The following is a 12,923-nucleotide window of genomic DNA, read 5'->3' on the forward strand; positions in this document are numbered from 1 at the left end:
CTCCATCGACTCTATCCTATCCATGTATCGTCGCCTCGTCCCGCTCCTTTGCCTGAGCGCTGCCATCGGCACGCTGAGCCAGTGCAATAAGGCTCCTGTCAGCACCACTGCTCCGGCCTCTGAACCGGCACTTGCGGTGGTCGCGGGCCGGCCCATCACCGCGACGGACCTGCGCGAGGAAGCTGAATGGCGAAAGGTCAATCATCAGGCCGTTCCCTCCGCGGAAGTGCTGCTCAATGAGATGGTCCAACGTCTTGCGATGGTCGAGCGCGCCCGCAGCGCGGGGCTCGAGAAGGAAATGGATACCCGCCGCCGGATCGAGAGCGTGCTGATCACGCGTCTGCGTGAGCGTGAGCTCGAGGATGCGGTGGCCAAGGTTACGGTGAGCGATGAAGAAGTGCGCGCCTCTTACGAAGCACGGAAGGCCGAGTTCTCGCGCAAGGGTGTCGATCGTTTCGCGCTGTTGTTCCAAGCCCTGCCCGCGCAAAGCAGCGAGGCCCGCAAGGCCGAGGCCCGCCAGCGGCTTGAGGCTGGCCTGGCCGCCGCGGATGCAAATCCCGCCCAAGGGGGCAGGGGACCCGCGGCGCAAGGATTCGGAACGATCGCCACGGAATATTCAGATGACCAGAGCAGCCGCTACCGTGGCGGTGATATTGGCTGGATCGAGACGGAGGCTGCGGAGACCCGCTGGCCCACCGAGGTCATGAAGGCCGGCCGGGCTCTCGCCGTGAACAGCCGCAGCGGAATCATTGAAGATGCGAGCGGCCTGTACGTGATCATGAAGACCGATGCGCGCCCCGGCGGTGCCCGGCCCTTCGAAGAGATCGCCGAGCGCCTTGAGCAGGGGCTCCTCTTAGAGAAGCGCCGCGCGCTCGAAGAACACTTTGTCGCTGACACGCTGGCGGCCGCCAAGGTCACCACTAATCCCGAGGCGGCCCGCCAGGTCACGCTGCCGGTTACCCCGGCTCCGGCCGCCGCGCCGTCTGCCCCGCCTGCTTTTCCCGGCACCTCCCGTTCGTCCGCTGCCCGCTGAGCGCTGATCCCTTTCCTCCTAGCTAGCCCATGGACTTGTCCTTCCGCTTTCTCCCGCTGCTCGCCTTCCTCGCCCTTGCTGGCCCTGCCGCGGCCGATTCCGCGCCAACGCTGACCACGATTTCCGATCTTACGGGTGGGAATGAGGACGGCGTGAGCTCGATTCCTTTCGCGACCCTGCTGTCTGCTTCGAACGCCGCGGACGTCGACAACGACACCATCTCCTTCCGCTTCAAATCCTCCATCAACGGCACGCTCCGCCGCAATGGCAACACGGTCGATCCGGATGATACCCTCAACTCGGGCCAGACTTGGAACTGGACGCCGCCGAACGATGCCAACGGCCTGATCGATGCCTTCCGAGTGCGCGCTTACGCCGCCGGCGTGGAGTCCAGCACCGACATCATCGTCAAGATCAACGTCACCCCGGTCAACGACCCGCCGACCTTTACCAAGGGACCCAACGTCCCCGTTTTAGAAGACTCGGGAGCATATAGCAGCGCGGGTTGGGCCACGGTGACCAGCAAGGGCGCGCCCAACGAGAGTGGCCAGACGGTTCAGTTCGTCATCGTGTCGAACAGCGATAGCAGCCTTTTCTCCGTTGCCCCCGCGGTTAGCCCCAGTGGCACCCTCACCTTCACGCCGGGCCAAGACAAGAATGGCAGCGCGACCATCGTGCTCAAGCTGACCGACAACGGTGGCACTGCGAATGGCGGTGACAACGAGTCAGCCACCCAGAGCTTCACGATTAATATCGCCGCTGTCCCCGATCCGCCGGTCCTCGGCGGAGTCTTCAAGGGAACCGCAGCCAACCCCTTCCCGGACTCCGCGGTGGGTGAGGCTGGCTCGCCCGCTGCAGGCGATCCCTTCAGCCAGCTCACCATCAGCGATCCCGATGACGACAATCAGACGGTCACCGTAACCATCTCGAACACCGCGGATCTCTACGGCACCTTTGCTCTGTTGAATTCCAGCTCGGTTACCAACGCCTCGGACACGGTTTACACTCTCTCGAACCTCAGTCCCGCGCTGGCCCAGAGCCGCCTGCGTGCCGCCACCTTCACGCCGAAGGCGAATGCGCAGCCGGTCGGCATTTACAACTTTGCCGCGAAGGTCGAAGTCAGCGACAGCACCGCGCGCACAGCCACGCCGATCAGTGGTTCCTTGAACGTGGAGTCGATCAACGACGCGCCGATTGTGGCTGCCTCCCTTACGAATGGAACTGTGTCCGACAGCGGGGAGGTCTCGCCCTTCCGCCTCTCCGTCAGTGATCCGGATCCCGGTGAAAGCTTTTCCGTGACGATCGCGGAAACCAGCCCGACCCCGCGCGGCACCCTGATTCCGCCGACGAACCCGATGACGGGCACCGCCGAGGGCGTGTCCGCGGCGATGAGTGCGGTTCGCTTCCAGCCCCAGGCGCAGTCGGCGACACAGGTTGCCACCTTTGCGGTGAATGTTTCGGATGTGCATCCTTCGGGAAGCAGTGGCACACCGGTGAGCAAGACGCTTTCGCTCACCATCACCTTTTCCAATGACCCGCCGCAGATCTCTGGCACCGCCACGGAGGTGATCCGCACCACGGATGATCCTTCCATCCCGCCGGTCTTCCCCTTCTCGACCGTGACCATCACGGATGCCGATCCTGGCCAATCGCTGACCTTGACCCTCGCTCTGGATGATCCGGCGAAGGGCAGCTTCAGCGGCGACTTTAATGCTCTGAATCAGCTTGTCGGCACCGCTCCGGAAATTACTGCCAAGCTCCGCGAGGTCAGCTTCCGTCCGGCCACGGGCCGCATTCCGCTCAATCAGAGCGAGACTGCGACCCTGACCATCACGGTCAGCGATGGTACCGCCACCCGGAACAACAACCTGACCAAGGTTGAAGTCACCTCAATCAACGGTGCGCCCGCCGTGACCTGGAATGTCGCGAATGGCAACAGCGCGGGCACCTTCCCGCTGGCATCCAATCCGGCAAAGATCGATCCAGTGCCATCTGCCAAGCCCTTCGAGAAGGTGGGCATCGTCGAAGACGGCCAAGTGGTGGTGACCATTAAGATCGATAGCGCCGCCAAGGGGCAACTTCAGAACCTCAATGGCTTCGTGGAATCACCGGGCTCACCGGGCACCTATACCTACACAGGGCCCGCGACAGATGCCCAGACGAAGATCCGCGCGATCGTTTTCGTGCCGAGCGAGACCTACATCTTCCCGCCGAATCAGCCGGGCCGCACCGACTTCACCATCTCCGCGAGCGACTCCGCGCTCAACCTGACCAGCCGACTGCTGCCGATCGTGCTGATCAGCGACACGCGGAATTTCATGGTCACCAGTCTGCTGGATGATCCCGCAGTGCCCGGCACCCTTCGTCATGCCGTGGCGAACGCCAAGAACGACGACGTCATCACCTTCGCCCTGCCGAGCTATCCGGCGGTGATCCGCCTGAGCAAGGCCCGCGGCCCACTGGTGCTCGACAAGCACCTGAGCTTCCGTGGCCCGGGTGCCGATAAACTCACCCTGAGCGGCGACTCGAATGGCAATAGCTCCACCGATTCCGGCGATGTTCAGATCTTCCGCGTCTTCGCCGGCGTGCAAATCAAGGGCCTGCGCCTCGCACGTGGATTCGCGATTACCGGTGGTGCGGCTTACGTCGGCCGCCTGGATCCCAGCTTGGCCGCAGGTAGCCTGACGCTGGAGGATTGCACGATCGCAAATTGCATGGCCAGTCAGTGGGGCGGTGCCATTGACGTGGAAGAGGGCACACTGAACGTGGACCGCTGCTTGTTTGAGTCAAACACGCTGCATCCTTCCTCCGGCCTCGGCGGCGGTGCTGTCTCTCTATATACGGAGGCAACCTGCACCTTCCTGAATAGCACCTTCTCGGGGAACGCGCAGTCCGCTCCGACCGGTTACGGTGGTGGCGCCATCTACGCGGAGAACTTCTCACCGAACCACCTCTTCCAGACCAAGATCACCCACTGCACCTTCGCCGAGAACAGCGATGCGGCGAACAAGGGCAGTGCAATCCACAGCAACGTCTCGAATACACGGGTCATCCTTTCCAACGACATCTTCGGCGATGTCTCGGCCCACAACCTGCAGGTAGCCGGTGGCGGCGAGATCCAGTCGCTGGGCGGCAACCTCTCCCGCGACAATACCACCACCACCTTCATTCAGGCTGGTGTTCCGCAACAGGCCATCCTGCTCAATCACGCGACCGACAAGCGCAGCCTCGATCCGAAGCTTGCTTCGCTAGGCACGCTTGAAGGCCCGAGTCGCGGCTACCGCTTGCTTGCGGACAGTCCGGCAATCGGCACCGCAATCCCAGGTCAAGCGATGGTGGACCAGCGCGGCGTGATCCGGAATGCCAGCGCGGACATTGGGGCGGTGGATGCGAATGCCCTCGGCAAGATCGTCATTCATGAGATCTTCGCCTCCCAGACTTCGCCCGCTCCCCAGTTCATCGAATTTTACAATCCGCGCGACCAGGCTGCTGTTGATCTCAGCGGCTTCGAGGTCTGGATTGATGGCTTGAAGCGCCATGTCTTCGCCGCAGGCCAGATCGTCCGGCCGGGCTTTGGCGTCATCGTCGCGGATACCCTGTTTACGCCCGCGAATGCCAATACGCCGGTGGTGCTGCCTTCCGAAACGGCCATCTCCTCGAATCTCGATCTCGCCCTGCGCGGTCGCATCGAACTTCGCGCGCCTACGGCTGATGGCGCGAAGACCGTTGAGTCCGTCAACTACGTCGGGATCTTCGTGAACTCGGCTTCGCCCTCGGCTTCGCTCGACTTTGATCTCCACTCGCTGACCCTCGCGCCGCAGTTCCAAGGCGCTGCCTTCGTGCCACACGGCCTGGTCCAGCCGCCTCCGAATGGCGGTGTGATCACGAACTTCAACGGTGCCAAGACCTCTCCCGGCGCGGATAGCGGCGGCACGCCCTTCGGTGAAGCCAATGCCTACCCGATCGCCGTCGCCGACCTTTTTGAAGTCACCGAGGACGAACTCTCCACGCTCAATGTCTTGACCAACGACCTTGATTCCGATGGCTCGGACAAAGTCTTCGCGGTCGACTTGAATGCCGCGGTTTCCGTCACCCCGCCGACCTCCAACAAGGCGACCTTGACCACCCCCGCTGGTGCCACCGTGAGCATCACGCCGGCTACTGGCCCGCTGCGTGGCACTGCCTTGGGCTACGATCCGCGCACGGCTTTCAACTACCTGCCGGCAGGTGCGCGCGTCACTGATACCTTCGCCTACACGATCATCGATGTCGGTAGCGGCGCGATTGGGTCCTTCGCCGACGGCGGTGCTGGAACCACCGTGGTCAGCGCTCCTTCCCACCGTCTGGCCGCGGGCGAAATGGTCATCATCAGTGGTGCCGGCCCGGCTGCTTACAATGGCACTTTCAGCATCGCGCTGGTGGATGGCGACAGCTTCCGCATCCCGGTGCCCTTCACGGTCAATCCGCCCGTGCTTCAGCGCGGCCGCTGGCAAGCGGTGGAAGCCCGCACGCCCAGCGCGCGCGATGAAGCTTTGGTCCAAGTCGAGGTCCTCGGTCGTAACGATCCGCCTGCTCCTGCAGCCGACTTGGTCACGACGACCGAGGAAACCGTGCTGCGGATCCTGGCCGATCCCGGCAGTGGCACCGCATTGGATACGGATGCCCTCTACCCGCTGCCGCGCCAGTTTGCCACCGCCGGCATCCTCGCGAACGACAGCGATCCGGACACCAACGACCAGCCCTACTCGAAGCTGCGTGTGGTCGGAGTTTGCCAAGCCACCGCAATCACCGGCTACAGCGGCACTCCGGGCAGCTCTCCGGTGACCGTTACCGCGCCAGCGCACGGTCTGGCTACCGGCACCACAATTCTGATTTCCGGCTACGGCGGCCACACCTCTTACAATGGTTACCAAGTGGTGACCGTTGCCGGACCGGACACCTTCACCATTCCGGTGACCTATGTGGACAATTCCGCGGCCAAGGGCCTGTGGACGGTCCTGACCGATGCCAACCGTCTCACGACGACCAGCGTCCAAGGTGCGGCTGTCACCCTGGAGATCCGCGCCAACCGCGCGCAGACGAACATCGTCTTCAACCCGCGCCCCTCGACCTACTTGAATGGTCTGGCAAACGGTGAGTCTGCGACCGATAGCTTCTACTACGCGGTCGAGGACAATGCCGGTGCGGTCTCGCTGGCGAAGATCTCCGTCAATGTCACGGGCGTGAACGATGCGCCGGTGCCAGTGAATGACCCGCCGGGTCTCGGGGTGCTCACGCCACTGCTGCCCCCGGGCCAGACCCTGCCCGCCTTCACCGCAGCTTCAGAGATCCTCTACGTTCTGCCTTCCAGCAGCACCGCCGGTTCGCTCAATGTGGCCATCCGTCCGCCGGGCGGAGCCACGGGTGATGTGGTGGTCATCCCCGCTGTCGCTTGGACGCCCGAGGATGTCGCGCTCTCCCTGCCGAGTGCCACACTGCTCGCCAATGATGCCGATGTCGATCGCAGCGATGTGCTGCGCCTTGAGATCGGCGCGGGCCAGAATCTCAGCCGCGAAGGAGCGGCGATCAGTCTGAGCGGCAATGGCGCGACACTGACCTACAATCCGACTGCTGCGCCGAAACTTCAGGCCCTCGCCTTCAAGGAGCGTGTCATCGACACCTTCAACGTCACCGTCTTCGACGGCATTGCCCGGGTGAATGTCCTTGTCGCCGTGCTGGTGGAGGGTCGCAACGACAAGCCCATCGCCTCGAATGCCACCTTCACCACACCGGAAAAAAACCTGCTCACGGTAAATCCGCCGGGCTTGCTGACCAGCGGCCTTGAGATCGACCAGAACACTCACCTGCCGGACAACCGCAAGTTCCTGCTGCCGGTCGCCGATGCCAGCACCACGGTCAGCGGAGCCAAGGTGAATGTCCTCTTGGAATCGCGCCAAGGCTCGATCAATGGCTTCGCTGCAGTGTCCGGCGCGCCCGGGGTCACGAAGGTGCTCGCACCCGCCCACGGCCTGCAGAGCGGTGAGGAAGTGGTGCTGCCTGCCAGCGGCGCCCTCACCGGCCAGTATGTGCTGACCCGCATCGATGCCGATAGCTTCTCGGTGCCAGTGGCCTGGAATGCCGGGTTCTCCTCGCTCGCTGGCAACTGGCGCGTGCTGGCCAGCACCTTCCAGTATGACCCCCGTGGCTCGATCTTCCCGGGCCCGACCGGTGGTCCAGCCTTCACGCTGCAAGGTCTCGCCCAGGGCCAGACCTACAACGACACCTTCACCTACACGCTGCTCGACGGCAGCTTCCTCTTCGCGAACGACGACATCTATCGCATCGAGGCGGACCGCAGCGCGATTGAGCTACGCGTGCTGGACAACGACACCAGCCTCGATGGCGTGGCCACCAGCCGCAAGATCGTTTCCGTGGGTCCACCAAACGCGGGTGGCATCGTGACGATGAACGGCGACCAATCGCTGATCTACACGCCGGAAGTCGGCTTTGTGGGTGATGAGGTCTTCACCTACACGATCGAGGACAGCTTGGGAAATCGCGACACTGCGCTGGTAACCGCCCGCGTCACCGTCGACCGCCTGAATGGCAACCTGCGTGCCAATGCCGACCGCTTCACCGTGGCGGCCGGCCAGTCGCCGCTGCTCGATGTGCTGGCGAATGACAGCATCATTCCCGCGACCGGCGATCCGCTGACGCTGGTCTCCGTTTCCACCGCTCCGGATCACGCTGGTGCCGCAGTGGTTGAGAACGGCCGCATCCGCTACACGCCTTCCGCTTCCGCAGTCAGCTTCCCCTACACGGAAACCTTCGCCTACACCATGTCCGGTGGCGGCACCACCACCGCCACGGCTACGGTGAGCGTGGTAGTGGAGAACCGCGTGGGCACTCTCAATGTCCGCGCCGACTCCTTCGGCGTGGCAATCGGCAGCTCCCAGGTGACGCTCAACGTGCTGGAGAATGACAACATCCTGCCCGGCACCGGCGATGCGCTGACGATCACCTCAGTCACTGCGCCGACCTACGGCAGCGTGAGCATCGCCAATGGCGTGGCCCTGTCCTACACCGCGCCAGCGGGCTTCTTGGGCAATGCGACCTTCTCTTATACCGCTGCGGATGGCTTCGGTGGCACCGGTACCGCGCAAGTGACGGTGAAGGTCGGCTACCTCACAACCAATACCGACATCTTCAGTGTCCATTTCGATGATGCCGCGAAGAGCACGGACGATGGCGTCACGATCCTCGACGTGTTGGCGAACGACCACGTGCTCCAAGCCGGCGCTGGCGCGGTGACGATCACGCAGGTCACTCCGGCTTCATCCTCGCTCGGCCAGATGAGCATCACCCCGGGCGGTGGCTCACTGAGCTTCGATCCCGCGGTGGGAGCCACCGGTCAGCGCGACTTCACCTACACGATCAGCGATGCCAGCGGCCGCACGGCCACCGGGACGGTGACCGTCGTGGTCATCGCCAATGGAATCCGCGCCAGCAGTGACTTCTACACCGTGCAGACGGACAGCCAGCAGAACCAACTGCCAGTGCTGGCGAACGACCTGCGGATCTCCGATATCCCCGGCGATCTCTCTGTGGCCGCGATCGGCACCGGACCGAATGCTCCGGACCATGGCGGCACGGTGGAGATGAGCGAGGACTTCAAGCGCCTGATCTACACTCCGGCGCAGGGCTTCAGCGGCACCGAGACCTTCACCTGCACGGTCACGGATGGCGACAGCAGCGACACTGCTCGCGTGACTGTCCGCGTCACCACCGGCGAGATGGTCGCGGGTGAGGACGAGTATTTCGCCTTCCGCGGCAGCTCCGCGAATCGCTTGGCCGTGCTCGATAACGATCGCGTGATCCCGGATGCCGGCCAGCTCCTGTTGATCCTGGCCACCGGCACCGATCCCGGCAATTTGTCCAACCCGCCGCATCGCGGCACCTTGGACATCATCGAAGGCGGTGCGGCACTGAGCTACACCCCGAGCCCGGACAACACGACCTACCCCTACGTCGAAACCTTCACCTACGAAATCTCCTCCGGCGGCTCGGCTCGTGCCGCGGCGGTGGTCCGGATCGAGGTGCTCGACCGCGTGGGCAGCCGCAACCTGGAGACGAACAACGACTCCTTCGCAGTGCGCGCCGATTCGCTCGGCACTCTCCTGCCAGTGCTGGCGAATGACAGCGTGCTGCCAGCCAGCGCAGCGAATTGGATCATCTCGGATGTCACGGTGCCGACCTCGAATGTCTGCTCGCCCTTCGTGACGGGCGACTTCCCGGATCCGGCCACGCTTTGCACCACGCTCTTCGCACAGGGCACACCGCTCACGCAGTTCCTCTGGACCCGCTTTGCGCCAGCCTCGCGCAGCGTATTCTCCAGTGCTTCCTCCTCGGATGTGCAGCGCCGGGTAGCCTTGGTCACCGAGTTCAACGCGATCGCGAAGTCTCCGGCGTCGATCTACGATAGCGCCCGCTTCGCCGGCATCACGCTGCGCGACGAGACTCAGGCCTTGCTCGGACTCGGCGCGGCCGGTGAGCAGTTGATCGTGCTCAACCGCCTGCTGCTGGAAGATGCCTTCTCTCCCGCCGTCTTGCGCAGGGCCGCCGGTGGTGGCTCGGTCCAGATCGTCGGCACGAATCTGATCTACGTGCCGCAGCCGGGCTTCGTCGGTAGCGTGCGCTTCACCTATCGTGTCTCGGATGGCCTCGGCGGCACCGGTTCCGGTGAAGTCACGGTCCGGGTGGGCGATATCAGCGTGAGCGATGACCTCTACACCGTGCTCGCCGGTGGCGGCGCCGTGGCGCTGAATGTGACCGCGAACGATGGCGTCCTGCGCACGGCCTTCCCCGCCAGCCAGCAAGCCGCACAGGCCGACTTCACCCTGACTCCGGTGAAGGCTCCTACGGTGGATCCCGTAGCGGCAGGTGCCGTCGCCGTGACCGGCGATGTGGTGACCTTTACGCCGGCATCGAACTTCCAAGGCAAGGCTGCGATCACCTACTGGGTGGAGGATGACGGCGGTTGCACCTATCCAGGCATCGCCACCGTCTCCGTGATGCCCCAGGGCGGCGACCGCAGCAGCGCTGTGGCCACGGTCACCGTGACCGGTATCAATGATCCGCCGCAGTTGCTGAATGCCGATCCGAGCGCCGTGCTCGATACCGGCACGGTCCGTCCCTTCGCGAATGCCACGGTGGTGGAGTTCGACGAGCAGCGCCAGCAGCTCGTAACCCTGACGATTACCTATCCTCCGGGCCAAGGCGTGCTCGGTGGCGGCTTCACGATCCTCTCGCCGGGGGTCCTGCAATTCCAAGGCACCGCGGCCCAGATCACCGCCGCACTCCGGGCCCTGGTCTTCACTCCGGTGAACAACCGCATCCCGGTGGGCACCACTGAGAATACGGTCTTCGCCGCGAGCATGAACGATGGCTTTGTGGGCACTCCGGTGGTGGTGAATGCCACGACCACCGTGACTCCGGTCAACGATCCGCCGGTGATCACCGGCATCGTGGGCGGCCAGAAGCTCTATCAGTATTCCTCGCTGCGACCCTTCGCCGGCGTGAATATCACCGACATCGACAACCTCGGCGTGCAGACGCAGACGGTGACGGTCAGCCTCGACAATGCAATCAAGGGTGGCTTCTCGAACCTCGGTGGCTTCGTCCAGACTCCGGCGGGCAGCGGCAGCTATGTCTTCACTGGCACGCCCGCGGCTTCGGCAGCGGCCCTCCGTGGTTTGCTCTTCACGCCCACACCGGGCACCCGGGTGACTCCGACCTCACCGGAGACGGTGACCTTCACCCTCAGTGTGAATGACGGCTTCGCCGCCGCGGTGGTGAATGCCGGAACCACGGTGCAGGTCCTCCACGGCGAGGTGGACAAGATCCTGCCGCTTGCAACCGGCGGTGCCGATGCGAGCCAAGTGGCCGCCAACTTCGGCAGCTCGGTGGCCATCAGCGGCAATACCATGGTGGTCGGTTCCCCGGCCCGTGACGGCGTCACCGCGGATATCGGCCGCGCCTACGTCTATGAGCGCAATGCCGGGATTGGCTTGCCATGGGGGCAGGTCGCGCAGTTCGCCGGATCCGACTCGGTTGCCGGCGATCGCTTCGGTGAATCGGTGGCGATTGATGGCAACCTGATGGTGGTCGGCGCTCCGGGTGCCGATGCCGCAGCCAGCAACGCGGGTGCCGCCTACGTCTTCCAGCGCGATGGCGCGAATCCGAATGCTTGGAACCAAGTGGCCAAGATCCTGCCGCCGGCCTTCAACTCCGGTGGTGGCGATAGCTTCGGTTCCGCCGTGGCAATCAGCAACATGACGATCCTCGTGGGTGCTCCGAATGCCAACCTGACAGGAGCCCCCCGCTCCGGCAGGGCCTTCATCTTCGGTTCCACCAACGGCACCACCTGGATCTCCCAGCAAACGCTCGTGGCGGCCGAAAACAAAGCGACGGGTCAGACAGGGGATAGTGAGATGTATGGTGCTTCCGTCACTCTGGAAGGCAACACCGCGGTGATCGGCTCACCCGGCGCGAATGCCGCCGGTGGTGCCAGCACCAACTGGAACTACGGTGCCGCCTACATCTACACCCGTCCGAATTCCGCCGGCACTTGGACAGAGCTCAAGCGCCTCGACGAGTTCCTCGATGTGGATGGCACGAACTACGCTGGCTTCGGCTTCTCTGTGGATCTCTCCGGTGACCGTCTCGCTCTGGGTGTCTACTCCGGCGGTTCGCCGATCGGCACCTTCAAGGCAGGCGGAGCGCGCATCTATGAGCGCAACCAGAACGGCGCGAACCAGTGGGGTCTGGTCCAGAAGTTCACCCCAGGCACTGGCATTCCTTCCACCTACTTCGGCTACTCGGTGGCGATCTCCGGTGAGCTGCTGATGATCGGTTCGCCCGGCTCGGATTCCGGTTCGGTGGACAAGCGCGGCTACGTGGAAGTCCACCGCCGCCGCAGCACCGGCACACCCGCATGGCTGCAGATCGATCGCTTCGTGCCTTCGACCTCGACTGCCACGGCGGACCGCTTCGGCAATGCGCTGGCGATGGATGGCTTCTCCGCCGTCGCCGGTGCCGCGGATGACAGCGTGAACCCGCTGAGTGCGACCACCGCTGGCAGCGCGCGTGCCTACCAGTTCCAGTATGACCTGGGACCGCGCCTCACGCTGCAGGTGCCTGATCAGTTGGCGCAGCTCAACACGGCCTTCCAGTTCACGGTGAATCCGGCGACCTTCGATGATCCGATCTACCCGGGTTCGCTGACGCTTTCGCTGCGCCAGTCCGATGGTAATCCGCTCCCGGCCGGGGCATGGCTGTCCTTCAATGCGGCAACGGGCGCTTTCACCGGCACCCCGACCGCCGCGAATCGTGCGGACTACCAGCTCGTGCTCACCGCCACGAACCCCTTGGGATCGACGGTGGCATCGAATGTCTTCCGCATTCAGCTTCCGCCGGCAAACGATCTGGCCAGCGCCTACACGGCTTGGGCGGCGGGCAAGTTCACCGCACAGGAACTGGGCAATGCCGCGCTCGCCGCGACCGTCTGGGGCATGGATGCCGATCCGGACAAGGACGGCAACTCGAACGTGGTGGAGATGCTCTTCGCCACCAATCCGAAGCAGGCCGACAACGGCGACCTCGCGATCACCCGCGTCAGCCCGACTTCGGCCACGCTGACCTTCACACGCTCCGGCGCCTTCCCGCTGGATGCCGTGCATGTCCAGTGGTCCGGCGATATGACGACTTGGGATAGCTCCGGTGTGGTCCTCGGCTCCCAGGATATCGGTGGCGGGAACTTCAAGATGACCGCGACGATCACGCTCCCAGCTCCGCGGACGAAGCTCGTCGCACGGGTCAATCTGGGGCCCTGACCGGCTCCTCCCGTTGTGGG

2 protein-coding genes are annotated in these 12,923 nt (G+C 64.1%); both read left to right on the forward strand.

What is annotated here, in order from left to right; translation table 11 throughout:
* Window positions 1-22 precede the first annotated feature (22 nt).
* A complete protein-coding gene (locus BV071_RS19260; RefSeq protein ID WP_035610769.1) occupies window positions 23-1,033 on the forward strand; it encodes a peptidyl-prolyl cis-trans isomerase in 1,011 nt (336 codons plus the stop codon).
* A 29-nt stretch (window positions 1,034-1,062) separates the two neighbouring features.
* A complete protein-coding gene (locus BV071_RS19265; RefSeq protein WP_035610772.1) occupies window positions 1,063-12,903 on the forward strand; it encodes an Ig-like domain-containing protein in 11,841 nt (3,946 codons plus the stop codon).
* Window positions 12,904-12,923: the final 20 nt, after the last annotated feature.

The sequence above is a fragment of the Haloferula sp. BvORR071 genome (assembly GCF_000739615.1).
GTDB lineage: Bacteria > Verrucomicrobiota > Verrucomicrobiia > Verrucomicrobiales > Akkermansiaceae > Haloferula.

Coding starts and splice junctions, on each gene's coding strand:
- BV071_RS19260 (WP_035610769.1), top strand. CDS start 23: ATGTATCGTCGCCTCGTCCCGCTCCTTTGCCTGAGCGCTGCCATCGGC.
- BV071_RS19265 (WP_035610772.1), top strand. CDS start 1,063: ATGGACTTGTCCTTCCGCTTTCTCCCGCTGCTCGCCTTCCTCGCCCTT.